Annotated in this window: 16 protein-coding genes, 3 tRNA genes and 1 riboswitch; of the genes, 2 read left to right on the plus strand and 17 right to left on the minus strand. The window is 42.0% G+C overall.

Annotation, left to right across the window (positions count from 1 at the left end; all coding sequences use genetic code 11):
- Window positions 1-54: 54 nt before the first annotated feature.
- On the plus strand, window positions 55-1,401 hold the full coding sequence (locus ABD873_RS02265) for a DEAD/DEAH box helicase (protein ID WP_345064085.1): 1,347 nt from the start codon (window positions 55-57) through the stop codon (window positions 1,399-1,401).
- A gap of 131 nt (window positions 1,402-1,532) precedes the next feature.
- Here ABD873_RS02265 and ABD873_RS02270 read toward each other — a convergent pair.
- The 15 genes from ABD873_RS02270 to ABD873_RS02340 all read right to left on the minus strand — a co-directional run bounded on the left by ABD873_RS02270 (window position 1,533) and on the right by ABD873_RS02340 (window position 21,859).
- Window positions 1,533-1,606, minus strand: a tRNA-Ala gene (locus tag ABD873_RS02270).
- A 176-nt stretch (window positions 1,607-1,782) separates the two neighbouring features.
- A complete protein-coding gene (locus ABD873_RS02275) occupies window positions 1,783-2,502 on the minus strand; it encodes a basic secretory protein-like protein (protein ID WP_039053413.1) in 720 nt (239 codons plus the stop codon).
- 12 nt (window positions 2,503-2,514) lie between these two features.
- Window positions 2,515-4,836 carry a GH92 family glycosyl hydrolase gene (locus ABD873_RS02280; RefSeq protein ID WP_425568666.1) on the minus strand — a complete coding sequence of 774 codons (2,322 nt, stop codon included), beginning with the start codon at window positions 4,834-4,836 and terminating at the stop codon, window positions 2,515-2,517.
- Between the two features lie 9 nt (window positions 4,837-4,845).
- Window positions 4,846-5,805 carry a hypothetical protein gene (locus ABD873_RS02285; protein WP_345064089.1) on the minus strand — a complete coding sequence of 320 codons (960 nt, stop codon included), beginning with the start codon at window positions 5,803-5,805 and terminating at the stop codon, window positions 4,846-4,848.
- Between the two features lie 22 nt (window positions 5,806-5,827).
- Window positions 5,828-6,793 carry a BT_3987 domain-containing protein gene (locus tag ABD873_RS02290; RefSeq protein WP_345064092.1) on the minus strand — a complete coding sequence of 322 codons (966 nt, stop codon included), beginning with the start codon at window positions 6,791-6,793 and terminating at the stop codon, window positions 5,828-5,830.
- Window positions 6,794-6,809: 16 nt separating this feature from the next.
- Window positions 6,810-8,615, minus strand: a complete 1,806-nt coding sequence (locus ABD873_RS02295; RefSeq protein WP_039053415.1) for a RagB/SusD family nutrient uptake outer membrane protein — start codon at window positions 8,613-8,615, stop codon at window positions 6,810-6,812.
- A 39-nt stretch (window positions 8,616-8,654) separates the two neighbouring features.
- Window positions 8,655-11,723, minus strand: coding sequence for a SusC/RagA family TonB-linked outer membrane protein (locus ABD873_RS02300; protein ID WP_345064097.1), 3,069 nt, complete (start codon window positions 11,721-11,723; stop codon window positions 8,655-8,657).
- Window positions 11,724-12,083: 360 nt separating this feature from the next.
- A complete protein-coding gene (locus tag ABD873_RS02305; protein WP_039053442.1) occupies window positions 12,084-12,794 on the minus strand; it encodes a response regulator transcription factor in 711 nt (236 codons plus the stop codon).
- Between the two features lies 1 nt (window position 12,795).
- On the minus strand, window positions 12,796-14,208 hold the full coding sequence (locus ABD873_RS02310; protein ID WP_345064101.1) for a sensor histidine kinase: 1,413 nt from the start codon (window positions 14,206-14,208) through the stop codon (window positions 12,796-12,798).
- Between the two features lie 322 nt (window positions 14,209-14,530).
- A tRNA-Lys gene (locus ABD873_RS02315) sits at window positions 14,531-14,603 on the minus strand.
- Between the two features lie 1,298 nt (window positions 14,604-15,901).
- Window positions 15,902-15,973 (minus strand) — tRNA-Arg (locus tag ABD873_RS02320).
- A gap of 48 nt (window positions 15,974-16,021) precedes the next feature.
- The gene (locus ABD873_RS02325) at window positions 16,022-16,615 is read right to left on the minus strand and encodes a hypothetical protein (RefSeq protein WP_345064103.1); all 594 of its coding nucleotides are present in this window, start codon (window positions 16,613-16,615) and stop codon (window positions 16,022-16,024) included.
- A gap of 12 nt (window positions 16,616-16,627) precedes the next feature.
- Window positions 16,628-18,916 (minus strand): TonB-dependent receptor, encoded by a 2,289-nt coding sequence (locus ABD873_RS02330; protein WP_345064106.1) that lies wholly within the window; start codon window positions 18,914-18,916, stop codon window positions 16,628-16,630.
- Between the two features lie 148 nt (window positions 18,917-19,064).
- Window positions 19,065-20,723 carry an ABC1 kinase family protein gene (locus tag ABD873_RS02335; RefSeq protein ID WP_345064109.1) on the minus strand — a complete coding sequence of 553 codons (1,659 nt, stop codon included), beginning with the start codon at window positions 20,721-20,723 and terminating at the stop codon, window positions 19,065-19,067.
- Between the two features lie 122 nt (window positions 20,724-20,845).
- Window positions 20,846-21,859 (minus strand): hypothetical protein, encoded by a 1,014-nt coding sequence (locus tag ABD873_RS02340; protein ID WP_345064112.1) that lies wholly within the window; start codon window positions 21,857-21,859, stop codon window positions 20,846-20,848.
- A gap of 122 nt (window positions 21,860-21,981) precedes the next feature.
- Window positions 21,982-22,049: riboswitch (Fluoride riboswitch) on the plus strand.
- A gap of 39 nt (window positions 22,050-22,088) precedes the next feature.
- Between ABD873_RS02340 and ABD873_RS02345 the strand changes: the two genes are divergently transcribed.
- Window positions 22,089-23,387 (plus strand): voltage-gated chloride channel family protein, encoded by a 1,299-nt coding sequence (locus tag ABD873_RS02345; RefSeq protein ID WP_345064115.1) that lies wholly within the window; start codon window positions 22,089-22,091, stop codon window positions 23,385-23,387.
- Window positions 23,388-23,454: 67 nt separating this feature from the next.
- Here the strand turns inward: ABD873_RS02345 and ABD873_RS02350 are convergent, their stop codons facing one another.
- Both ABD873_RS02350 and ABD873_RS02355 read right to left on the minus strand, forming a co-directional pair.
- Window positions 23,455-25,293: a UbiD family decarboxylase gene (locus ABD873_RS02350; protein WP_345064118.1), complete on the minus strand. Its 1,839-nt coding sequence runs from the start codon at window positions 25,291-25,293 to the stop codon at window positions 23,455-23,457.
- Window positions 25,294-25,358: 65 nt separating this feature from the next.
- On the minus strand, window positions 25,359-26,219 hold the full coding sequence (locus ABD873_RS02355) for a hypothetical protein (protein ID WP_345064120.1): 861 nt from the start codon (window positions 26,217-26,219) through the stop codon (window positions 25,359-25,361).
- Window positions 26,220-26,300 lie beyond the last annotated feature (81 nt).

Here is a 26,300-nt window from a genome sequence, read left to right on the forward strand (position 1 = left end):
TTTTTTAATCCGAGGCTCTTTCTTCTTTGTTGAAAGCTCCTCATAAACTATATAATGAAGACTTTCAAAGAATTAAGAGTGAGTGCGCCGATATTGGAAGCACTTAGCAGACAAGGGTATGCTTGTCCTACTCCTATACAGGAACAGGCTATTCCACAAGTATTACAAGGCAAAGATGTGTTGGGCTGTGCGCAGACCGGTACGGGTAAGACGGCAGCCTTTTCGATTCCCGTTTTACAGTTACTAAGTGCTGGCAAGCCGGAAGGATATAAGCAGGGGGCAATACGCTCTTTGATACTGACTCCTACCCGTGAGTTGGCCATTCAGATTGACGAGTCATTGGAAGCATATGGTGAAAATCTGGAACTTAAGCATGCAGTAGTTTTCGGTGGTGTAAGTCAGTCTAGTCAGGTTCAGCAGCTTCGTCAGGGGGTGGACATATTAGTGGCTACACCAGGCCGTCTATTAGATTTGGTGTCACAGAAGCTGATATGGCTGGACAAGGTAGAGATCTTGGTGCTGGACGAAGCAGACAGAATGCTGGACATGGGCTTTATCCATGATGTAAAACGTGTCTTGTCTTTAGTGCCTGCTAAGAGACAAACGTTGTTTTTTTCGGCGACAATGCCGAGACAGATTCAAGCCTTGGCAGATGCCATTTTGCGCGATCCTATGAAGGTGGAAGTGACTCCTGAGTCCAGCACGGCAGAAACTATTCAGCAAACCCTATATTATGTAGAAAAAGCCAATAAGCCCAAAGCTCTATTGCACTTGTTGAATACGCGGGTGGACGATAGTGTATTGGTGTTTGCCCGTACAAAACATGGAGCCGACCGCTTAGTGAGATTGCTGCTGAAGAATGGAATCTCTGCAGCGGCCATCCATGGGAATAAGTCGCAGAATGCCCGCCAAAATGCTTTGGACGCCTTTAAGAAAAAGACTATAAAAGTACTGGTAGCAACAGATATTGCCGCAAGGGGAATAGATATAGACTTGTTGCAATATGTTATTAACTATGAGATACCTAATATTCCAGAATCCTATGTTCACCGTATTGGTCGTTCTGGAAGGGCGGGAGCGTCAGGCTTTGCACTATCTTTATGTGGGGTGGAAGAAATTCCATATATCCGCGATATTCAGTTTACCATAGGATTGGAGTTGCCGGTACAGGAATTAGAAGGGTTGAGTATGTCTCCGGAGCTGATTAGGCAGAGTCAGTTTTTGTTAAATCAGGGAAAATCAAAGCAATCAAAAGATCTACCAAAAACAGGTACAAAACCAGACTTTCGTCATAAGAAGAAATCTTACCCACGAAAATCCCAAAATGGACCAAACAAGGTTTTCTCCTCGGGAGAAAGTTTCCGATCACGTGGAAATAGTACAAATGATAGAATAAGATAGAGTTACTTTTTGAATTTAGAAAAAATCTCTATTTAAAATAGCTGAGTGTGGGTGGATATTTATTGTCTACCCATACTTTTTATGGGGGAGGATGAAAGATATTAAAAAGAGTTTTTTGAAAAAAGAATATGTGGAGCATATCGGATTCGAACCGATCACCTCTACGCTGCCAGCGTAGCGCTCTAGCCAAATGAGCTAATGCCCCAGATGATATGCCTTTATGAGGCGTTTACAGTCCCTAAGTACGGAAATATTTTGATGTTTGTCAATACCTATTCTGTTTTTGATAGGTATGCTATTGATAATTAGGTTTTTTTGTTTTAGCTTGAAATGATGATGCATGATGCCATGCACCATCATTCACTACTTACATTAACCTACCTATATTTGTGGATTAGCACTATATTCTTTCCAGAGTTCGTCAATACTTTTTCCTAGGTAGCGGGTCCAGAACTCTTCACTATAGGTTTTACTACGCATATGCTGGTCTAAGGTTCTGATGAAACCTTTTTTCTTTTTTTTATCTAACCACACGAAGAAACGTGCTGTAATTCTATAGGCATCGGTGTATTTGTGAGAGTCCTTATAGTCTGGTAAGGACCAGTTAGCGCCTTTGTTGTCCACCCCCATCGTATAGCGTATATAGTCTGCAATACCTTCCGTAATCCAACCGGGACCAGCACCATGTGGATAGCTTTGGACTAAATGCATGGTTTCGTGTGTGACGATATCTATATCTCTAGGATTCTTCTTAAACCATTCCGGGTTGAAACGGATTACGCCTCCCCCGGCGGCGGCTATACCGTCGTACTCCGGATCGATGACAAATATTACTTTGCGTGAAGCCTCTTTGTTATATAGCTTAACCTGCTTAGGATAATTTATAAAGAAAACTTGTTTTAGCTTTTCCCCCACCTTAGAGTCAAAGTCCTTGGATTTATTGATAAAAATCAGGGTGAATTTTTTCTTAGTGATGGTATCCACCTGGACAGCATTTTTTATATCTCTGTTGATATCTGACCAATTTCGTTGGGCAAAGGATGTCTTTACCGATATGAAGCTTAATAGTATAAGTGTTAAAAAATCTCGTCTGAATTGCATAAGGATGTAAACTTAAAATTTGTTAGGATCAGTTGTAAATGAATAAGGATATGCCGAAGGTTTTGTTCCTCTGGTCTTATTTGGCAATGCACGCATGTCTACTTTGAAGGTACCTCCTTTGAAGATGTCTCCATGTTTGATGTAGTTTACGTCGTGTGACTTGCCGTTGAATGTAATGTTGTGCACATAAATATTTTTCGCAGAGTTGTTTAGAGCTTCTATAACGAACGTTTTGCCGTTTTCAAGGTGTATGGTAGCTCTCTTGAAAAGAGGAGCTCCCAAGACATACTCGTCCATTGCCGGACATACAGGATAAAATCCCAATGCGGAGAAAACATACCATGCGGATGTCTGTCCATTGTCTTCATCACCACAGTAACCATCAGGGGTAGGTTTGTACATTCTGTTCATTACTTCTCTTGCCCAATACTGTGCTTTCCAAGGCTCTCCTGCGTAATTGTACAGATAAATCATATGTTGGATAGGTTGGTTTCCATGAGCGTATTGCCCCATGTCGGCAATTTGCATTTCGCGAATTTCGTGAATCACTCCGCCATAGTAGCTGTCGTCGAAGGCCGGAGGTTGTGAAAATACCGAATCCAGCATGTTTACAAAAGTTTTACTGCCTCCCATCAGGTCGATAAGTCCTTGTACATCGTGAAATACCGACCAGGTATAATGCCAGCTATTACCTTCGGTAAATGCATCTCCCCATTTTAAAGGGTTGAAAGGCGATTGGAACGAGCCGTCTTTGTTTTTTCCGCGCATTAAGTTGGTGGAAGGGTCGAACAGGTGTTTATAATTTTGGCTTCGTTGGGCGTATAGCTTTATTTCCTCTTGAGGTTTTTTCAATGCTTTGGCCAGCCTATAGATAGCGAAATCATCATAGGCGTATTCCAGCGTGCGGGCAGCACTTTCATTGATGCCGACGTCGTAGGGAACATATCCCAGCTCATTGTAGTAGGCGACACCTTTTCTGCCCACCGCTGTCATAGGCCCTTCGTTGTTAGCGCCATGTTTCAAGGCTTCGTAGAGGGTTTCTATATCATAACCTCTTAGACCTTTGAGGTAAGCTTCAGCCACAACGGAGGCAGAGTTGTTTCCTATCATGATGTCTGCAAATCCTGGGCTGCTCCATTCCGGCAAGAATCCGCCTTCTTTATAGCAGTTTATCAACCCTTCCTGCATTTCCTTATTGATTGAAGGATAAACCAGATTCAACAGAGGATACAACGCACGGAAAGTGTCCCAGAAGCCGGTACCTCCAAACATATAGCCGGGTAGAACCTCTCCGGTATAAGGGCTGTAGTGTACGATGTTGCCTTGAGCATCGTATTCGTACAACTTATTAGGGAAGAAGAGCGTACGGTAGAGGCAGCTATAGAACGTTCGCAGCTGGTCTATGCTTCCTCCCTCGACTTTTATTTTGCCTAATTTGTCGTTCCATTGTTTACGGGCTTTGGATGCCACCATGTCGAAGGAGTCTTTACCCAATTCATTGAGGTTTCGGAGAGCCTGTTCTTTACTGATAAAAGAAGAGGCCACACGAGCGTGGATAGGATCCTGCTTGCCTGATGATTTAAAACCTATGATAGCACCAACGTGGTTAGCCTGTAATTTCAGAATTCCTTCCTTTTTGTTTTTACCTTCCCATACTGCATTGTATGTGAAGGGTCTGTCAAATACGACTACGAAGTAATTTCTGAAATTAGGAAGTTTACCTCGGCTATAACGGGAGGAGTAGCCGATAATCATATTTTTTTCTGGGATAATTTCTACTTCGGAGCCACGGTCGAAAGCGTCGATAACGACGAAGGCACTATCGGTTTTGCCGAAAGAAAAACGGAATATTGCTGCTCTTTCGGTAGGGGTAACCTCTGCTGTCACGTCGTGATCTGCAAGATAAACTTTGTAGTAATAAGGTTTGGACACTTCCGCCTTATGCGAATACCAGCTAGCTCTTTCGTCTTGGTCGAAAACCGATTTACCACTTACCGGCATGAGGGAGAACTGGCCGTAGTCGTTCATCCATGGGGAAGGCTGGTGTGTCTGCTTCAGTCCGCGGATCTTGTCGGCAGCATATGTATACTGCCATCCGTCACCCATTTTGCCTGTCTGTGGGGTCCACATATTCATACCCCAAGGTACGCCCACGGCAGGATAGGTGTTGCCGTTGGACAGAGCAAATTTGGAGTCCGTACCCATTAGAGGATTGACATAATCTACCGGCTCCATCGTGTTGTCTGCCTGCTGTGCGTTCAGGTTGACAGCAAAAGAGCAAGCAACAAAAAGTGTTAAGAGTTTTTTGGTTTTAATAGAAAGGAACTTCATCATAATATACTGTTAATAAGAAATAGCACTAAAATCTTTTTGGGCCTGTTGAAGCTGAGGCATCCACAAGTTTCCGTATCGATCTTTGTCTCCGAATGCCGCTGCGGCCAGCTCAGATAGGTCTTCACCAGCAGCACCGCTCCAGAAGTGAATGAACTCCCCGAAATTCAAATCTCTAATATATTTTCTTCCGTTAGGAATACTAGTAGTAGGAAAATGTTCAGAAAGCAATTTAAAGAAATTGTTGAGCACCGTAACGCCGCCATAACGATCATAGATAGGGAAGAACCAGTCGCGATACCAGTAGGTGTTGGCTCGAGGGAAGTCTTTTTTGATGGTCATCATTCTGTTGTGCCAGCTTGCGGCCTTCTCGGTCCATCCCAAGCCTTTATATACATCATATTGATAGATTTCCATCCATTTGCTGTCGCCCCAGATGGAAAAGGCAGGTGAATTCAAGGTGTTATAGGATACACTTTCGACGATATGACCTATTTCGTGGGCTGTAATGTCAAGGGGCTCACCAATACTATCCTGCCATTTGTTGCGTGCCAAGCCTACGTCGATGACATTGAAGTATTCGTGTTTATTGCTGAGGTAGTATCCGGGATGTCCGCCTCCATAGGTGCCACCATGCAAAACTACGCGCAGGCGTGGGTCGGGACCGAATCCACCATAGTGCTTCCACGAATAATTCCATATTTGTGTCAATATTCTTCGAGGCCATGTCACCGTGGGATCCATATCATCATCATGGTAGATGACAAGGGAGTCGTTGTAATATTGTCTTGTCAGAAGCAGCTCATGTTCATACCACTTTTCTCTCCATAGACGAGGAGGGGCATTAGGATCTTCTTCTACTATGGTTTCTTCTTCATGCTCAATAATAGTTTCCTTTGCCTCTTTGCAGGCAAGGCAAAGAAGCAAAGGAATAATTATTACACATAAGCGATGGATGTTGTTTCTGGACATAACTATTAGATTGAAGTGAATATTAATAGTACTGAATTAAACGCCATTCAGTCTGTTGGAATAGGTTAGAACCATTGTTGGATACAATGATAACTCTATAATGTGTATAGGCTGTATTATTGTCCAACTCGAATCTCTTTGTTTGGTTGCGGTTCTCAAAGAAATATTCGGTCTGACTATCCAGCACGGTCCAGCTATTGCCATCATTGGAAGCTTCAAAGCGCCATGTCTTAGGATCACGCTCAGGAGCGTCATTGCCCGAAGTCATGGTATAGGCTCCGATGACCTGAGGGGTGTTATACTTCACTTGGAACCACATGCCTGACGTGTAGTTTTGGGTCAGGTATTTCGTGCCGTAGTTGTTATCTACCAACTTAAGAGAACCTTCAGCATGGTTAGGACCTCCATTGTTTTCATGACTTACCGAGAATACCCCTAAATTGGTAATGTCGCGTTCTCGGCGTATGAGTGAATCAATACGAAAATAAGCGGTGCTTAACTCAGCGTGTATGGTTGCAGAACCAGCAGATACGAGTTTGATAGGTAGCATATATGCTTTCCCTATTTGAAGGGCTTTGGCGGTGACCATGACCTTTAGCGGTTCGCTATCTACGTTTCCTGCCTTTATTACAGACTCTAAGCCTGATAACGTATAGGCATTCTGCGGAAAAGGGATAAAGTTTGTTCCATTCTCCTGATTGTATGCGGAGATAAGACTTTCGTCAACGGCAAATTTTACGGTAATATCACTGTCGGGATATTTAAGTCCTCCGTAGGATGCCCCAAAGTTAATATCCTGAATAGTATCGATGTCGAATAGTCTGAGATGAGACTTACTTTCTGTGGCTTGTGACATGTAGATAACACCTTCGTTGTCTACTGTATATTCTACATCTTTGATACAAGAGCTGTAGAATAGGGTGCTACATACGATGGCAGCATAACCTAGTCGTGCAGAACAGTATTTTATTTTTGATAAAAGTTTCATTTTCTGAAGTTTATTGTTACCAACCTGGATTTTGAACCATTAAGTCATTTTTTAGAATCTCGTTGTTCGGAATAGGGAATAGGTAGTCTCTAGGTTTGAAGACACGAGTTTCTATTAACGTCTTTTCGTAGAAAGCGTTGCCGTCGGCAAACATATTCATGCCATATATTTCTCCGGCAAATTCTGTTGCTGCAGTTTTCCATCGACGGCAGTCAAAATAGCGTACACTTTCGAAGGCGAGCTCCACCTGTCTTTCACGTCGTATGGCGTTGCGCATAGCCGACTGGTTGGCAGGAGGGGGGATCTGTCCCGCGCCATTGCCATAGGTCGGTATTCCTGCTCGCTCGCGGATAAGGTTTAGATAGGTTAGTATTTCGGGGTTTGTCGGATCATATTCATTCAATGCTTCGGCATAATCCAGAAATATATGGGCTAGTCGTAGCTGTACGGAACCTCTGTTATTGCTGTTAGAGGCTACGTTCTTACGTACGATATAACCTGTTGGCGAAACGTCCGACGTACTCTGACGACGCCCCGAGTTGCCGGATAGCTCCATGACGGTAATAACTTCACTGGAGTTTGAGCCTTGATTCAGCCAGTAGCTTCTATTATAAGTAATGCCGACATAGAAGCGGGCTTCTCTATTTGTCCAAGGCTTGAAGGTACTACGCGCTCTGACATCGTAAGGAGCCTGGAAGTCTGCAAAACCTGAGGATTCATAACCTGATGCAGGATCTGTGATGGGAAGGCCGTTAGCCATATAGTAGGCATCCACCATTTTTTGAGTGGCACCCAAGGCTCCTCCTCCCTGCACATCTGTAGTGTATCCCACATGTTTAGGAGTCATATCGTACTGCACGTAGTTTGTCGCGTTAGTGCGTGCAAAGATCCATTCTTCATTCCACTCTCTCAGCATGACGTTACGAGTAGACAGATAAGCTTTCATAAACGGATCGGCATGATTTTCAGTATAGAGTCTGTAAGTGGTAGGTACGAATTCGTTGATGAATTCTTTTGCAGCATCTGCAGCTAGCTTCCACTTGTTGGCGTCATAAGTTTGACTGATAAGCTGTTTGCCATCTTTATTTTTAAGGTTTGCATAGTCCGTATTACCGTTGAAAAGAGGACTTGCAGCCAGCTGTAAAGTTTGCTGTTTGAAAGCTTTTACTATACCTTTTGTCATACGGCCATATTCATTATTTACGGGATTTGTCGGAAGGTCTACGTATGCTTGATCCAGTTCTGATACGATAAATTCTACACATTCGTCGAAGCTACTGCGAGGCAGTAACACTTCGGACAGAGGAGCATCCACAGGGATAACTTGTGTTACTAAAGGTACCGGACCATAGATGCGGATAAGGTAGTAATAATATATTGCTCTTAAGGCGCGAGCTTCCGCTTTATAGCGAGATTTTAAGGCGTCATTTACTTCTGCTGGATTGGCGCCGTCAATTTTATCTATAAAATCTGTTGCGTTACGTATGGATTTGTAAAAGTTGTCGTAGAATGTTGATACGCTGCCGTCTGTAGTCGCCCAAGTGCTTTTATTCATGTTGTTGGCGTAGTTGAAGTCCCAATTGTATTTGGCTTCATCCGAGGCGGCTGTCCACGGTCCGGCAAATTGGTTTCCTACGAAACGTTGTGACATCTCGTTCGGAAGGTTTGAGTAGATCTGGGTGAGATAGTTGTCCACATAGTTTTTGGACTGAAAGATGTCGTCTACGGTCAAGACGTCATCGGGAATCTGATCTAGGAATCCTGCACATGAGGTGAATAACATACCTCCTGCCGCTAGTATTGCTAATATTTTCGTTTTCATGTTGTATTCTTTAATGTTACTGATGATGAAAAATGATCGTTAGAAGTTAGCCTGAATACCTAAGGAAATGGTTCTTGTATTAGGATAAGAAGAGCCATTGCTGGTATTCAATTCTGGATCCCATAGTTTGAATTTACTCCAGTAGAAGAGGTTTACTCCCTGCACATATAGACGAGCATTTTTCACTCCCCATGATTTCATTTTTTCGGCTGGTAGATAGTAACCAAAATCCAATGTTTTGAGACGGATGAAATCAAGATCTTTAATCCACCATGTTGAGGCCACTGCGTTGTTAGTATTTACGGAATTTCCATAGCCTAAACGCGGATAGAACACGTCGTTGGAAGGATTATCTTCCGTCCAGCGGGATTCGGCGATAGCAAACAGGTTGCTTCGTTCTGGGCCTGTACTGTTGTTGAAAGGAATGATACCATCTCCTGAGAGTCTATCTTCCGCTCCTTGGATGCCTTGGAAGAAAGCACCCAAATAAAACTTCTTGTAATTTACATTGAAACCGAAGCCATACACGAGGTTTGGCACGTCGCCGTTGCTGATTTTTGTTTGGTCATATGTGTTGATAACTCCATCTCCGTTCAGGTCTTTATAGCGAATATCTCCCACACGTTGAGCTCCCAAGGCTGACTGATCAGCGTGTACGTCGATCTCGGCCTGACTTTGGAACAATCCGTCGGCCACATACCCGTAAGACGCCAAGTAGTTGCGGCCACGACGTTCTAAGTAAGGGAACTGCTGACGAGGGTTGTCGTTCTCAATAACCTGATCTTTATTGTAGGAGAATGTTCCATTGAATGACCATACGGTCTGCCCAACCTGAAGGTTTTCCAACGATACGGTACCATCAAATCCTTGATTTCTGATCACCCCCAAGTTGCCATAAGGTTGATTTTGGAGCCCAAGATAATTAGGCAAGCTTCCGCGTTGTAGGAACACTCCTTTGCGGTTTTCTTTGAACCAGTCTACCGTAACGTTTAATTTGCCTTGGAGGGTGGTGAACTCCAATCCTATATCGTGTTTATGCGATTCTGCCCAGGTAACGTCATATCCGTAATCTGATATTGCTACACCTCCGTAATTAACGTTGCTAGTGCCATTCCAGAATGAATATCCGTTGGCGCCGGTAGTTACGATGGTCAGGAATCCAAATCTTCGTCCTCCACCGCCAGAACCGGTGATACCGTTAGAGTAGCGTAGTTTCACCATTTGGAAGACATCTTTAGCAGACTCAAAGAATTTTTCATTTGACAAAATCCATCCCACACCAAAGGAAGGGAAAAAGCCGAATCGTCTGCTAGGAACAAAGTTTTCTGAACCATCGTACGCAAAGTTGAACTCTGCAGCATAACGGTCATCGAATAAGTAGTTTGCCCTACCTACGACACGCTGCGTGCGAAACGGAAGCGACGAGGTGAGGTCGCCGGCAAAGGCTGCCACATAATCTGTCTGTGTATAGAGCAACAGTGCATTGATATTATGTTTGTCAAGTTGTCGGTTATAGTTGGCACCGCCTTCGAAATAGAACTGTCTGTTTCCGTTGTTGCTGCGGCTGTAACCTAGGTTTTCCGAGCCATTAGCCATGATTACTAAGTTCAGAGAGCCGTCATCATTGTACGGATTGGCCCGGTCTATAGAGTATGTTGTCCTGCTTCTAGTACGCGAGATGTTGTGTGCGTTGTAGGTATCGAAGGAGAACATTCCATAGGCCGACAGTCCTGGCGTGATGCCGTTGAGATCCTGTGTGATTTTGGCGCTTGAATTCAGCTGGCTGGAGAAATTATTTTGATATCCGGTTTGTGTTACCAAGGCGTAAGGGTTAGGTTGTGCGTCCGACGATTGGTTTACGGCAGGAACCAAGTTGCCAGGATACATCAACGGATATAATACGGGGTTGGTCTGCATAACTCTGGCAAAGGCATCCTGCGGGTTGATACCTGGATAATTAGTATTGATAACGTAACCTAAGATTCCCAAAGAGAACTTGGTAGTTTTCGTCCAGTTCATATCTATGTTGGACGTGAAATTATAACGTCTGAAACGAGTGTCGGCTTTATAACTTTGTAGATTGTCTGTTCTTAGCAAACTGGTTTCATCATAATAGGATATAGCGGAATAATATTGCGTATTTTCGGTACCTCCACGCGCACTGAAGTTTGCCCTTCTGTTATAAGATCCTTTTTTGAAGAGGGCGTCCATCCAGTTTACATTAGGATAGAGGTACGGGTCTGTTCCGTTGAGAGTATTTTGGATATATTCTTCACTGTATTCTGGAGCCAGTCCCGAAGCAATCATAGCTTCATTGCGCAGACGCATATATTGTTCGGCGTTGGTGAGTTCTGGGCGTTTGGTGAAGTCCACCATACCTTGATTGTAATTGAACATGAGAGTAGGTTTTCCCACTCTACCTTTTTTGGTGGTAATAAGTATTACACCATTTGCTCCTTGAGCGCCGTATACCGCTGTTGCGGAGGCATCTTTGAGGATGGTAAGGCTAGCGATATCTTCAGGGTCGAAGGCGTTGAGATCTCTGCCTTGTACTCCATCCACCACGATAAGGGGAGAGGCGCTATTTTGTGAGTTGAAAGTCGCTATACCGCGAATCCATACATCTGCAGCGTTACTTCCTGGAAGTCCCGTACGCTGAACGCCCACAAGACCGGCGATACGTCCGGCAAGAGTAGCACTTAAATTTGCTACCGGTTGTTTAAGTTCTTCGATCTTCACGGAAGATTGAGCGCCCACCATGTTGATCTTACGCTGTTGGCCGTATCCTACCACGACTACCTCATTGAGACTATTGTTCAGCGCTTTAAGGGTGATGGTAAGGTTGATGCTGTTGGTGATGGCTACGGTCTGTTCTTCATAGCCTACGTGGGAGAAGCGTAGGGAGTCACCGCGTTGTGCCATAATTTTAAAAGTTCCCGACTGTTCTGTAGCTGTGGACTGATTGGTTCTCAGGTTAGTAACACTCACGGCACTTAAATTCTCGTTAAGTTCGTTTTTAACGGTACCCTGAATTTCTATGTTTTGCTGAGCCGATACAGGAATTGTCCATGCTGCTATGAGCAGGATTATTTGAACAGCCCTAGTCATAAATTTTAACATGTGTAAATTTCTCATCACATAAATAATTGGTTGTTAGTTAAAGTAGTTTGTTGTTTAATACATAACATAAGGTTATTCGATAATTGTAGGAGCCACTGCCCGTTACGAAGATGGTTGTGGTTTATGAACTGCGAGATCTGTCGAAGTTCATCCTCTTAGGAATGGTTTTGTTGCTCATATTCTTAGGTATATTTTTTTGGTTCTTAACAGTTCGGTTTAGTGCCGATGTATAAAGTTAAGAACAGAGCAAAAAGGAAGTTGTTAATCCATTCCTAATGGAATGTTAATAAATTGTTAATAGGATGGTAAATGGTTGTAAAAGAGGTTGTTTGTGTTTTATTTAGGGACTTATTCTTCGAGTTTGAATATAAATCCTACACCATATATGTTCTCGATTTTTACGGTAGAAGAATGGTTGAGGATTTTTCGAAGTCTGGAAATAAACACATCGAGGCTGCGTCCCATGAAGTAGTCATTTTCTCCCCATACGGCAGTGAGGATTTCATCTCTTTTGAGGACTTTGTTTTTGTGTGTGAAAAAATATTCCAACAGGTCTACTTCACGTTGTGTCAATACGATAGGCTTTTCGTTAGCTACGATAAGCTGCATGAGGCTGGTGTCGAAAGTGACATCTGAGGTTTGGAAGAGGGTATGGGTAGGCGAGGGCTGTACATCATGGTCGTGAAAGAATCCTGACCGACGTAATATCACCTTGATACGAAGTATAAGCTCGTCTATATCGAATGGCTTAATAATATAATCTTCGGCCCCCATATCGAGTCCATAAATGCGGTCCTTTTTCTCGTTTCGTGAGGTAAGGAATAGGAAAAATAAATCTCTGTTAAGTTTTTTTATCTGTTCGGCCACTTCAAAGCCATTGATGTCAGGAAGCTGAATATCCAAGATGACTAGGTCATAATTTATTTTGGCAGCGATGAGGTCTACAGCCTGCTTGCCATGTCGCACCCATGTTACTTCAAAACCTTTCAGCTCTAGGTATTGTTTTACGACATTACCTAAATCCATCTCGTCCTCAACAAATAATATTCTCGCTGACATATTACCTTTTTCCGTTAATTTTAATAGTAAATTTTGTGCCTTTATCTATTACGCTTTCTACTGCAAGCTCCCATCCGTGCAGGTTTACAACCTGTTGTACATAGAAGAGTCCTAGTCCCAACCCTCCTTCTTCCACTCTTTGCTTGCCTCTGAAGAATTTTTTGAAAATATGCTTTAAGCTTTTCAGATCTATTCCTACACCATTATCTTGAATTTCGAGATGTATGTTTCCCTCTTTTGGATATACACGGATATTGATGATTTTCTTGTCGGAAAGGTTGTATTTTATTCCATTGTCCAAGAGGTTGTATATCATGGTAGTGAATAGCACCTTATTCATCTCTATGTCGTTGATGTCGCCTTCAATTTCCGGAATAATGGAAACATTGGTATCTAACTTTAAGCTGTAATCTTCCAAAATTTCCATAAGTACGGAAGGTAGATAATATTTTCTTTTATCTAGATTTATGCGGGAGAGCTGGGAGATCATCAAAGACTGGTTGATAAGTTTTTTCAGGCGGATGGTTTGTCTTTTGATGACGGCTATCAGGTCGAGAGCTTTGATATTCTCGTTATTGCTTATTGTGTCTTTCAGCGACTGATTAGCCACAAGAATGGTGGCGATAGGGGTGTTGAACTCATGAGATATACTGTTGATGAAATCGGAAGTCATGGCTGTCAGCTTTTTCTGCCTCATCCAATTTCTATAAGTAATAAAGTAAATGCCTACTACCATCAGTATAGAAAAGATGGCCAGCAAGAAGGTAGGCAGCATAGCTTTGAAAATCTGTAGTGTGCGGTTGTCCTGATCTACATATAGGGCAAATGTTATCTGGTATGAATTAGGTGTATAGGCGCTTACGGTATATACACTTACACTGTTTTGTTTGTCCGTACGTTCTAGTGTGCCTGCAATAATATCTCCATTGGGATGGGAGGGCTGTATGCCCGGTACATTGGGTCTGAAGACAGGAACATAGTGCCTACCGTCAAACGAAAGACTGAGATGTTCGATATAAAGCCCGTATTTGAGCTCTTTATTTAAGTTGAACTGTCTTACAATAGCGGGAAAGATACTATCCATATTCTGGTGGAGCCTTAGCTCATGGATCATCTTTCTCCAGTCCTCAGCTAATCTTCTCTCATAGGCGGTCCTATCACTGAAATACAATTTTTTATATAAGTCCATATTAGGAATAATATGGCTGTCTATGATTTTTTGCGCTCCGGGATACAACTTGTCGTTGCGTATCAAGGCGCTATAATTTTCATGGATAATATCTTTCTCTTTGAGATAGTATTGGTTGTTTTCCAGCTCAAAGGTATTGTAAATAAGTTGAAATTGCACAATCACAAGACACAGCAGGCTGAGTATAGCCACGATGCGATAGATGCTATGTGATTGGACATTCATGGGTAATGTGTTGTCTTGGTTAGAAAATTCGGTTAAATATAGCCCTAAATTGTCAAACGTCAATATCTTTTACCGCCTCAAGAATAAATTTTATTATATTTTTTTCTTGTTAGATAAAACCGTTATTCTATCAGGAAGTATCCGATTAAGTACTTTCGACTATTTTTTTTAGCGTTTGCCCATTGTATTAATTAGGCTTGGAAGGGAGAGAAGGGGATAAAATTTAAAGTATTGTTTCTAACTTGGAGAATGCAATCTTAGTCTGCTCTTTCGCTTGAGGGAAAACGAAAAAAGCTCAACCTTACGATTGAGCTTTTTTTTGTGATCCCGCTGGGACTCGAACCCAGGACCCATACATTAAAAGTGTATTGCTCTACCAGCTGAGCTACGGAATCTCCTTCGTTGTTTGAAGTGTTGCAAAGGTAGGCTTTTTATATGAAAGTGCAAATTTATTTTTGGATTTTTTTACAAGAAAAAGCTAACCTCTTTGCTGTGAACGCATTATTTTTAATCTGAGGATTCTTGATAGTAGCTTAAGCAACTTATGGATAGATAAGTGGAAAATATTTTGTTGAATGGAGAAGAGCATCTGAGATTTTCTTTTGTTAAAATTTGTTAAAACGCTAAACAAACACTTGACAAAGTGTAAAAAGTACACTATCTTTGTGTCATCATAATTTAGGTTTATAATTGGTTATCGAAAGGTTTTCATTCTCCCCGTTTGAAAACCTTTTTTTTATTATATTGATAATCAGGGAATTAAAATTTTTAGTTCTAAATAAATAATTATTTTGGTTGTAAAGGTTTGGAATTTAGTAAGTTAAATTACTATATTTGTATAGGTTTAGGTTGATTTACCTCGGATGAGGTTTACGAGTCCTAAGAATTCGCTCGGGTTCGTTGGACTTGAAAAAAACAAGGGGATCTTGCGATCCCCTTTTTCTTCATATTCAATCCTGATTTTAATATTATTAATTTTCAATAAGTTCTAGCTCAAAGCCATAGAATATTTCCGTGAAAAATTTTCCTTCAGAAAAATATCTGCATTTGAATTGACTGTTTCTTTCATCAGGGAATTCTTTCACAATTTCCATAATGTAAAGTGTGGTATGAGGAGCTAGAGCTCTGTGTCTAGCCGTTTTGTTGGGTCTAATTATTTTTTTTTGCATGCATCATTGGCTCGCAGTTAGATGTATTAAGTAAGTTCACAAGTGTATTTTCTGTGATTATGTGTGTATCACATTAAGATTCTCTATTTGTGTTTCTTTTGTTAGTGTGATATATTACTTCAGCTGTTGAGCTGTTAATAATTGATTTCACTTTATACAGCAACGGTTTACAATATCTGAAAACTCATGTCCGTAGGCTGATATATGTTTTTCATAGTAATTCTACTGGCCGCAAAGATACGAAAAGAATAAATTTGCAAAATAAAACTAGCTGTATTAGAGGGAGGTAAGGAAAATTATAGTGAGTTAAATTGAATTTCTTTAATGGATAATGCGTGAGTTTTAGAGTGTGATATATGAAGTTATATATTAATTCAAAATGATTGGTAAATTGTTGCTTAATTAATAAGATAGTTATATAATCATCTTTTCTCTTTTTTTTGTTGTGGGAAAAATAAATACTTTTAGATGAATAATAAAAAAGTGCGTTTAAACGCAATAAACGCACTTTTTGGCGAAAAACGTACCCGCGGCGGGAGTCGAACCCACATCGGCAGAACCGGAATCTGATATTCTATCCATTGAACTACGCGGGCGTTCCGCAAAAATAAAATTTTTTGTTAAAAATCCAGCTTTTTAAATGATTAATGATGATGATCTTCTTTCACCAGATGTACTTCAAAAACTAATTTTAGGTCTACGCTTCCAACCGAGATATCAGGATTATTCCAGTCTGAAGCTTTAAGCGTTTGTTTGGCCGCAGCAGTAAGATGACGCATGATATATTGGAGTTGAACTTTTTTGTCCCCTTCGTGAATGGTGATATAGTTACTGATTCCGACATTATGTTCATCACCATATTCGAAGGACAAGATTTTTTCGTCCGCGCCTAACAGGAAGGCTTGATGGTTTTCCGGTTTGTTGAGGAAAGTCTGTTGTACCTCACGCTTCAAAAAGTCGTAAGCAATAAGGTCCATCTTATAGGTATGTCCTTCTTCTAGGTCTACATGAGCTCCTGCTTCCGGCAGGAAAGTTTTATCGTCAAATTTTATTTCCTGAACTTCTTCACCTTCTACTGGCAGATAGCTAACTTTTCCGTCTATCTCCTGCTTTTCAACGGCTGTAAAAATAAGTTTAGCTCCTCCCAATTCTTCCTGATCGATTTCAGGTGTAGGTTCATCTTTTGTGCAGCTAGTAAGACTTAATAAAGCAAAAAGAATAAATGCGTACTTTTTCATAAGATTATTGTTTTATAATGAGTAATTAAATTTGATGGCAATATTTCTCCCTTTACTGTGGGCATAATATCTTAACCTGTCCAAATAGTTTTTGTATTCGGTGTTGAAAAGGTTCTCTGCAGCTATGCTGAATAACAGATTACGCTTTTCTTTAAGAGCAAAGCTTTTACTGTATATCAGGTCAAACAGATGGTAGGATGGCGGCGGTACATCGAAGTCGGAACCTTCCTCAAAACGTGTTTGTGTTCGCTGAAACTGATGTTTGAGTTTCAGATAATGCGCGTTTTCATTGTGCTTGTTGATACGGAAAACCAGAGATTGTTGTAACCTATCTCCCGGAATATTGGGAAAGAAGCTATTGTCCTGCAAATTTTTGGCATGAACGAAGCTGTATTGAAGTTGATAATCCCACCGTTGAGCAAGCCGTAGAGAAGCATCTATATCTACGCCATAGAAGAGGGCGTCGGCCTGGCTATAGCGGAAGATGGGGAAGGTGCCTCGTATAGTCTGTCTGAACTCCTTCGGGCTAGGTTTGTTATAAATATAATCTTTGATAAGTTGGCCATACATCTCGGCATTAAGGTTGAATCTGTTGCTATTGTAGTGTATGCCATTAATCCATTTCGTCGCCTTTTCGGATCGGAGATTTAGGTCTCCGATTTCGTAAGTTGCCGTGCCGTGGTGTAACCCTTCACTATACAGCTCGTTAGCAGAAGGCGCGCGCCAGGCGAATGAGAGCGTGCTGTTCCATGAGAGAAAAGGCGTTATGGAGTAGCGACTATTCACCACGCCGGACAGATTATTGAAGGTCTTACGGTCCTTTAGTAACACCTGAGGGATGGTGCCGTCATCGTTTCTTCGGTCATAGTCGTACCTATAACCTGCGGCATCAAAATATTTGAAATCATAGCGTAGTCCCAGCTGCACCTCTTCTTTACCGAAGGAAAAGAGATGGTTGGCAAAGGCGGCAAAACTATGGTTGTCAAAATTTGGAATGAAAGGTGTAGTACCTGTTCCTGGCGTGTTGTTGTTTACCTGCAGCATACCGTGTATACCTAGCAAGGAGGTTCCTCTTTTTAGGACGATTTCCAGTTGTTGGGATGTAAGGACCATGTCGGCCATAGGAGTCTCTTCACTTTGTACTCTCCGTAGGTCAAATTCTTTGCGATGGTTCTTCTGTATGCTGTAATTAGATTCCAATACAGTGTGGCTGTTCCATTTATAGCGATAGGATATTTTTCCTAGCAGATGTTGGATTTCCTGTTTTGGAGCTCCAATAGTATAGGAAAAATGATATTGCTCGATAGGTCTTCCTAGCTTTATCCTTTGCTGTATATCGTCGATATTGCCTATATGTGCTCCTTGGAAAATGCCTGTTTGAGTCTTAAATTGCGTTAGCAACACCGCAATCTGATGCTTTTCTTTGTGGTATTGAGAGAGCATGTTGGCATGAAGATCAGCTTTTCCCGTATTTCCGAGATAGTATTTAGCGCTGCGAATGTTGCCACTTCTCGCGGCAGTCAGACCTCCTTGCACGGAGAAAGCACCAGACTTTCTTCTTATCAGCGTATGCAAATAGCCTTCTCTTCCGTTGGTGTTGAGGCCGCTGTTCACAGATAGGGAGGACCCTTGATTTTCATCGGAAAGAGGGTTTTCTAACAAGATTAAGCCTCCCAAAGCATCGGCTCCATAGCGGAGAGCGTCAGCATGTTTGATTACCTGTATTCGTTCATAAGCAAAAGGATCGATTTCAGGAGCATGGTCTAGTCCCCATTGCTGGCTTTCATGTCTAATCCCTTGGGTAAGAATGAGAATACGATTGCCGTAATGACCATTGATAATGGGTTTAACAATGTTGTTGCCGGTTTTGAGTGTGTTTATACCGGCAATGTCGGAAAGCATTTCTCCCAGATTCTTGCCTTCCGCTTCTTGTCTGCTCTCTTTGCGTACAGTATTGATTCTATGGGAAAGATTACGCGCAATTCTAACCTCCTCAATCTGATGGGGTTGCGAAGAAAGTGAAATGATTATACTGGTGTCTTGTTGTAAGTCTATCTCTTTGCTGTAAGGAATAAAGGTTTGATGCTGAATGGTAAGCTGGATTTTTCCTTTTGGAAGATTCGGGAAGATGAATTCTCCATTACGGGAGCTTATCGTTTTCTTTTCTCCGACACGCACAAGTACATCGCTCAAAGGGATTGCCGTTTCAGACTCTAAAATTTGGCCACGAAGTACGGCTTGCTGTGCTTTAAGATGCCAAGACAAAAACATTAAAACTACCGTCGTTAGGATTCTAAACATATTGCTGTGTTTGTACAGCTGCAAAAATATCGTAAATGCATCAATGTTGCAAATAAAATGCATCAAAGTTGCGTTTGTGTTTAGAAAAAATTTTTTTCTCCTATTTGTTGTCAGAAAAAGATAAGTATAGTGGTGTTTTATTTAAATATTAATCTTGAAGTTTATATTTCTTAAGGAGCATGATAATAATTACAAGGGTGGATACTAGAAAAAGCACCCACGAGATTATGGAGACGCCTGCAAAAGAGATTTGAGATGTATCCGCCAATAGACAGCCGCCGATGAATGTAGTAGCTGCGGTAAATAACATTCGGTTTAAGGAGTCGCTACGTTGTTTTTGTTTGCGATATCTATCTAGTTCACGACATACTACATCTATTTTTAACGATTCTCCGTTAAGTTTATCGAAAAGTGAACCGACATGTTGGGGTGCTGTGGCAAGGAGACGTTTCACTTCCCAAAAGGTGCTGACATTATCTTGGAGAAGCTTGGTGGGGTCTATACGCTGAGACGCTATCTTCTGTATGTATGGTTTTATCTTTTCAATGATGTTTATATCGGGAGCAAGTTCTCGTCCGATACCTTCCATGAGGACTATACCTTTCACGAGAAGGTAGATATGTTCCGGCATGATGACATTATTTTCGTTGAGAAGGTGAGAGAATTTGCTGAAAAGACTCTTTATGTTGAGCTCTTCCAAGGAGTGACTGTCGATGATGTCTAACAATTCTTCTATAGCACGTTGCAGGCTTTTCTCACTTTTAATGTCGGCATGGATAGCCATTTTTTTGAGGGTGCTGACTAATCGTGCGGCATCTTTATAGATGAAATATACGACAAAGTCTTCCAATAGCTCTTTGTCTTTGGGAGACATCTTGGCTACAGCTCCCAAATCCAGAAAAGCAATCTGACCTTGTGGAGTTACTAAAATGTTGCCCGGATGAGGGTCGGCATGAAAGAATCCGTGATCCAGCAGTTGCGTCAGATATAGTTCAAAGCAGTGGTCGAGAACAACTTCTGGATTGAGAGACCAGTCGGTGATGATTTTTTTGTCGTTTATTTTTGTTCCCTCCACAAAGGAAATACATAGTACGTTGTCATTGCTTAGTTCAGGATATCCTTTCATTGTAAGGATATTTGGGGTTCCGCGGAAGTTGCGTTCGAAGGTTTGTATGTTCTTCAGCTCATTGTTGAAAGAAAGTTCTTCCAGCAGGCTTTTAGCGAAAGCTTCAAAAACATGCTTAAGGTTAATTTCGCGAACGATGCTGTAATAGCTACTCAGCACATCGATGATGTCGCGCATGAGGAGTAGGTCGGCATTGACTACATCCTTGATTCCTTGTCTTTTAATCTTTAGAATAACTTGTTCGCCGTTCTGCAGTTTAGCTTTGTAGGTCTGTGCTATGGAGGCCGAAGCTAGAGGGGTGTCGTCGATTTCACTGAAAAAGTCACTTACCGAAATTTGCAGCTCCTTTTCCAATAGTGCGATAAGGTCTATATCGTCCGGCTTTACGTCGTCTTGCAGCTTTTTGAATTCCACAATCAAAGGGGAGGGGAAGAGGTCTTCTCTTGTGGAAAGTGTCTGTCCAAATTTTATGTAGGTAGGTCCCAGCTCTTCGATAGCCTTGCGTATTCTTTGGTAGAAGGCGGTGTCCTGCGTCGACTGGAGGTCCGTCTCTTTGTTGTCAGTACCCTTACTGCTATCGATTTTTGCTTTTAAATCCTCAAAACCATACTTCGATAGGACTTGCATCAGCTTGGCTGCACGTTTGAGTTTGGCTTTCTGTCTTTCTAAAATCCCTTCCATACCTGTTGTTGTTTACCCTAAAATACGATAATCCATGTTAGGAATATGTCATTAATTAGATAAAGATGAGAGTTCGGGGTTTAGAAGGAAATAGAAACAGATTCAAGAGCGGACTGAGCTTTTTATTTGGTTCTAATTATTCGGTCAAAGCTATATCGGATGGTAAAGGCCTGCTGATTATCTATTCCACCCTGTCGTAGGTGAAACGAAGCCGTAAATTTGGCATCAATATTTTTATTGCGGAAAGGAATCCAGCCTATATCAATGCGGTTGTACTTGTCCCTTCGGTAGAAAGAATCTCCGTTGGGCAGGAAAATGGCGTTGCCCATATATAAGGTATTGTGAAGAAAGAAATTTTTGTATTGCGCATGGATATTGCTGATGAAGGCATTGCTCTTTTTTTCGTATTCTGTTCTGACACGGTCAAATCCCAACACTGTGCCGGCATCAATGGTCAGGGAATCCAGAGATGTGCTTTCCGACAGATCCAGTCCCAGTCGTAATACGAGGACGGCATTGTCCTGGATATGGCTGTCAGGGTCGGAGAGAAGGGTTAGAGCGTTGTGGTATAAGGTGCCGTCGTTGGCGAAATAAGCTTTTCCAAAGCGGTAAAGACCACTGATGCCGGCTATGAAGCGCTCCCTGTTTTCTGTTCCCTGCTTACTGAGCCAATCGATAAATATGGATTGGGTGATATGTTGGTTGTTGAACTTGAAAAACATACCCTCTAGGTTAGGTCTTTCAATCATAAGTGTGTCCGACAGCACCAGAAGAGGAATGTTTACTAGCTTTTCGTGCCGCGGCATAAAGCCTATGCCGAAGTCTATATACGATGAAGTGTATTTATAATAAGCTATAGGGGCAACCTTACTTTTGTTTTCGGTGGTAATGCCAAAGTCCTGTCTATAATGTAAGCCTCCTATAAGCGCATGGTTGTCGTTCAGCTTAAAGTACAACTGTGGAGAGATTATAGTGCCGAAATACGTTTTGTCGATAGTGTAAGGAGCTGTATATTCTCTGTTGTCAGCATAGCCGAAGAAGTCTACCTTAGCACCTACCTCCTGAGCATAAGACTGCTGTACCACAATAGTGCAGATTAAACTTAGGATAAGAATACGTAATTTGGATAAGTTCATTGGTATGTTTTTGTTATAACAAAAATAGAAAATCGTCCCGTAAACCAAAGCTATCGTTAGTTTAATTCCTTAAATGCACAAAAAATTATGGATAAAGTCCTCTGAAGATGTATCTTTGTGTCAAAAGAAAAGGAAATGGTGTTCTTCCTTACCCAACCGCTTGAAAAAAGCTGATGACACCTGGCAAGTTATAGGATAAAATGAATTTGTAATTTGTACAGGTATTTTTATGTCAGCAAATCAACATAAACAGCACGATTTTTCAGGAAAAGTATTTTTGTCATCGACTAAGCAGACGACATTTTATGCGTTGCGATGGCTTCTTCTAAGCTTCCTTATTTCTATATGTATAGGTTCGGCTTCTGCCGGATTTTTGATTTCCTTGGAGTGGGTTACTTCTTTCCGGGAGGAGCACCTGTGGATTATATTTTTTCTTCCTGTCGTCGGTTTTTTAATAAGCTGGATATACGGAAAATATGGCGGGAATGCCGACCGGGGAAACAATCTGATTATAGACACTATACACGAAGGGGGAGATAAGATTCCTTTTCGTATGGCACCTTTGGTGTATGGAGGTACCATTCTTACGCATCTTTTCGGCGGTTCGGCAGGAAGAGAGGGAACAGCTCTGCAGATGGCCGGAGCTTTAGCAGATCAATTTTCGAGGCCTATGAGGCTGTCTCAGGAAGAACGTAGTATATTGCTGATTGCTGCCGTTGCCGGTGGTTTTGGTTCTGTATTTGGAACGCCTTTGGCTGGAGCGGTGTTTGCTTTGGAGTTTTATTTTATAGGTCGCATGCGTTACCATGCACTGTTTCCGGCACTGCTGACGGCTGTGTTTTCGGATCAGGTAGCAAGGATGTGGAATGCTCACCATACGCATTATCATATAGATGTAGTGCCCCTGCAGACTTGGCAAGGGATAGGGTGGGCTTTGGTGGCAGGACTTCTCTTTGCCTTATGTGCTGCAACATTCAGCAAGGCGATGAAAGGAATGTCTGTGTTTTGGAAGAATAAAATAGCTTATGCACCCATGCGTACATTCATGGGAGGTATGCTGGTCATTCTAGGCGTATATCTATTGGGGACTTCAAAATATATAGGCTTAGGGGTACCTACCATTGTGTCCGCATTTGAACAGCAGCAGCTGCCCTATGACTTCGCACTAAAATTACTGTTTACGGTCGTTACCCTGTCCGCTGGATTTAAGGGTGGGGAAGTGACGCCTTTATTTTTTGTCGGTGCTACTTTGGGTAATGCATTGAGCTTTTTTATTCCTTTGCCTACAGCTATGCTTGCCGGTATGGGCTTTGTTGCCGTATTTGCTGGGGCTACAAATACACCTATAGCGTGTACATTGATGGGAATAGAGCTTTTTGGAGCTGAAGGGGCTGTCTATATTGCTATAGCTTGCTTTACAGCGTACCTCTTTTCCGGTAATACAAGCATTTACCGCAAGCAGCGAATTGGAGAACCAAAAAATGGAAGTACCTCTTTTCAGGATAAAACCATTAGCGATGTGGATTAGCTTTTTAGGATAATAATAAATAAACATACATAAAAGGTCATCCTCAAGGATGACCTTTTATGTATGTTTAGATTATTCCATGCAAAGATCCGCCTTTGGCGAAAATCTTGTCAATTTTACGTTCTACCGTTTCATCTTTTATTAAGTCCGGTGCATGATGCGGTTTTCGTCGCGCATCGATGATGACAGGTCCATGGCAGCCCCAATGTTTGAATTTAGTAAAGGATCGGACGCCATAGATATCGTAGGCGGGATTGGATTTGGTGAAAGTTTCCCAGACGAAGTTGTTGACGTTTGCTGCAGCAAAATCGACATTATTCACCAATACGATAAGCTGTATGCCGTCGAAGTTGACATCTTTGGCGGCAGCTGTCCATGCTTCCATAACTTTTTCTTCATTTTCGTATGAGGTGAAATCGGCACCTTCGGCTACAACAATACCTGGCAGGGCCAGTTTAACTTTGTTGAAAGGTCGTGGCAGCGCGAGAGCCGGAGGTAGCTCTTTGGCTAATTCTCTTTTTTTGCGGCCCGCAGCGGCAAACACTACTTTGGAACCTGCATTCAATCCATCTCCTGTATAGTCTAACGTATCTATCGTCGTATTCGTTTGGAAATGCAGGTCTCTGCTCAGATCTATCCTTTCGAATATATGCGTAAAGAATGCTTCGATATTATGAATATCGAGTTGAGGATTGTCCTGTTCTGCCGAAATAAAAAGGTATTTGGCCAGACTTAGTTGGTTTTTTCCTAATATTTGATTTGCAATGGTCAGAATTTCTTGTGGACGTTCTACTTCTTGGTAAGGGGTATATGATTCACGGCCTATAGCGAACAGCAGAGGGTGTACCCCGGCAGGATCCACGGCATGCACCGCCTTTAGTCCATTTATTTCTTTTGGAATGGCATTGCCTGTAATTTCATGTATTAGAGCTCCAAAGCTGGTATCTTCTTGCGGAGGGCGTCCCACTACGGTGAATGACCATATAGGGTCTTTTTTATGATAAACGTTGTGTACCTTCATCACCGGAAAGAGGTGGGTAAGACTGTAATAGCCAATATGATCTCCGAAAGGTCCTTCCGGCTTGGTTTCTCCCGGATATACCGTTCCTGTGATTACGAAGTCTGCATCTGCGGAGATGCAGAATCCTTCCTCGTCATAGAAATACCTGAACCTGCGGTTGCCCAGCGCACCGGCAAATATCATTTCCGACAGCCCCTCAGGCAGAGGCATCACGGCAGAAAGAGGATGGGACGGAGGGCCACCTACGAAGATGCTTACCTTAAGTGGCTTTCCCAAAGCGTTGGCTTTCTGTTGGTGTACACCTATGCCGCGATGTAGTTGGTAATGTAAACCTACCTCTTTATCTATGATGTAGTCGTTGCCTGATAGCTGGATGCGGTACATCCCTAAGTTGGCTTTCATGATGCCGGGCTGTGTAATATCTTCGGTATACACTTGTGGCATCGTAATGAAAGCTCCTCCATCCATAGGCCAATTCACGATTTGGGGGAGCTTACTGATTTGGGTTTTGCCGTAAAGGATAGGGGCTTTGGATTTCTTCTTCCAGGGAAGGGCCCCAAGGGCTATTGCCGACGAGCCGATATAGTCGAAAGGTTTTTTCAACACTGAGGCGGGATCCATCTTCACATCGACAAGTTTTTTGATATGATCCAGCGTGTCCCTGAACATAAATTTCGATCGTTCGAGTGTACCGAAAAGATTAGAGACGGCAGGAAAAGTGCATCCTTTGATATTCTCGAATAGCAGTGCCGGTCCTTCGGCATCAAAGACGCGCATATGGATGGCTGCCATTTCCAGATATGGATCTACTTCTTCTTTTATACGTACCAGATGACCGTGTCTTTCTAAATCGGCTACACAGGCTGCCAAGCTTGGATATCCCATAGTCGTTGAAATCTTAGTGAATTGCAAAAATAAGAGAATATTTCACTTATGGAGAACCGACATACCTATACGGCTGTCTCAATCTTTGAATATTGAAAGGGAATAAGGTTGGTCCACTTAGAATTATCTGTTAAGGTTCTTTTACTCATGGTGTTGATATAGTCTGCGTAATGGTCGTAAGAAACCTTGGATACAATGCGGTTCAGCAGCTTTGCCAGACACTCATAGGGAATGGTTATAATTTTATGTTTTTGCGGAGAGCTGTATTTGCTTAAGTATAGTTGCATGAGTTCTTCTATTTCTACGGCTTGTTGTGCTCCGAACTCCAAGTATTCGTTGATAAAGTCATGTTGCCAGTCTACCTGCTTCACCCATTGTATAAAATCTGAAAGACACACGGGACGTAAGATGACCTTTTCTATAGGTTTGTATAGAAAGATCAGCTTATTGGTCATCATCTGCTGCATGAATCTGTCGAATGCGCTGCCATTTCCAATAGCTACATCTTTCAGAACAATAGTGTAACGTATGCCTTCCTTCTCAAAAAGCTGCTGTATATAAATAATATTGTTTTTATCGTATACCCGTCCGAAGTAGACTATGCGCGTGCAGTTATTGTTCTTGCTTAGTTGTATAAAGTTTTTCAGCGATAGTAGTTCGTACTGTATGCCTATCTCGTCTGCGAGGTCTGGAATCTGTGTAAAGTAGAAAGAGACATCAATCTGCGGAAGAGGGATAGGAAAGGTTAATGACGACAGTCGGATAATATCTACATTGAATAGCTTTGCATTGATGGGATTTGCGCCTCTGGCCTCCAAGAGAGAAGCATCCCGCATAATGCCATAAACGTGAAGGTTCTCACTTTGCAAGGAAGTGAGTATGGCCTTTCCAAGGTAGGTGTTAAGTCCACAGACGAGCGCATTCATAGTTCGTTTAAATCTAAATAAAATCAATTATTATAGAAATATTTATAATTGTCATTTTGTTTGTTAGAATAGTGTAAATAT

The organism is Sphingobacterium thermophilum (genome assembly GCF_039541675.1).
Taxonomy (GTDB): Bacteria; Bacteroidota; Bacteroidia; order Sphingobacteriales; family Sphingobacteriaceae; genus Sphingobacterium; species Sphingobacterium thermophilum.

Excerpts from the sequence above, each read along its gene's own strand:
- ABD873_RS02265 (WP_345064085.1), top strand. The coding sequence starts at position 55 with ATGAAGACTTTCAAAGAATTAAGAGTGAGTGCGCCGATATTGGAAGCA.
- ABD873_RS02275 (WP_039053413.1), bottom strand. The coding sequence starts at position 2,502 with ATGCAATTCAGACGAGATTTTTTAACACTTATACTATTAAGCTTCATA.
- ABD873_RS02280 (WP_425568666.1), bottom strand. The coding sequence starts at position 4,836 with ATGATGAAGTTCCTTTCTATTAAAACCAAAAAACTCTTAACACTTTTT.
- ABD873_RS02285 (WP_345064089.1), bottom strand. The coding sequence starts at position 5,805 with ATGTCCAGAAACAACATCCATCGCTTATGTGTAATAATTATTCCTTTG.
- ABD873_RS02290 (WP_345064092.1), bottom strand. The coding sequence starts at position 6,793 with ATGAAACTTTTATCAAAAATAAAATACTGTTCTGCACGACTAGGTTAT.
- ABD873_RS02295 (WP_039053415.1), bottom strand. The coding sequence starts at position 8,615 with ATGAAAACGAAAATATTAGCAATACTAGCGGCAGGAGGTATGTTATTC.
- ABD873_RS02300 (WP_345064097.1), bottom strand. The coding sequence starts at position 11,723 with ATGACTAGGGCTGTTCAAATAATCCTGCTCATAGCAGCATGGACAATT.
- ABD873_RS02305 (WP_039053442.1), bottom strand. The coding sequence starts at position 12,794 with ATGTCAGCGAGAATATTATTTGTTGAGGACGAGATGGATTTAGGTAAT.
- ABD873_RS02310 (WP_345064101.1), bottom strand. The coding sequence starts at position 14,208 with ATGAATGTCCAATCACATAGCATCTATCGCATCGTGGCTATACTCAGC.
- ABD873_RS02325 (WP_345064103.1), bottom strand. The coding sequence starts at position 16,615 with ATGAAAAAGTACGCATTTATTCTTTTTGCTTTATTAAGTCTTACTAGC.
- ABD873_RS02330 (WP_345064106.1), bottom strand. The coding sequence starts at position 18,916 with ATGTTTAGAATCCTAACGACGGTAGTTTTAATGTTTTTGTCTTGGCAT.
- ABD873_RS02335 (WP_345064109.1), bottom strand. The coding sequence starts at position 20,723 with ATGGAAGGGATTTTAGAAAGACAGAAAGCCAAACTCAAACGTGCAGCC.
- ABD873_RS02340 (WP_345064112.1), bottom strand. The coding sequence starts at position 21,859 with ATGAACTTATCCAAATTACGTATTCTTATCCTAAGTTTAATCTGCACT.
- ABD873_RS02345 (WP_345064115.1), top strand. The coding sequence starts at position 22,089 with ATGTCAGCAAATCAACATAAACAGCACGATTTTTCAGGAAAAGTATTT.
- ABD873_RS02350 (WP_345064118.1), bottom strand. The coding sequence starts at position 25,293 with ATGGGATATCCAAGCTTGGCAGCCTGTGTAGCCGATTTAGAAAGACAC.
- ABD873_RS02355 (WP_345064120.1), bottom strand. The coding sequence starts at position 26,219 with ATGAATGCGCTCGTCTGTGGACTTAACACCTACCTTGGAAAGGCCATA.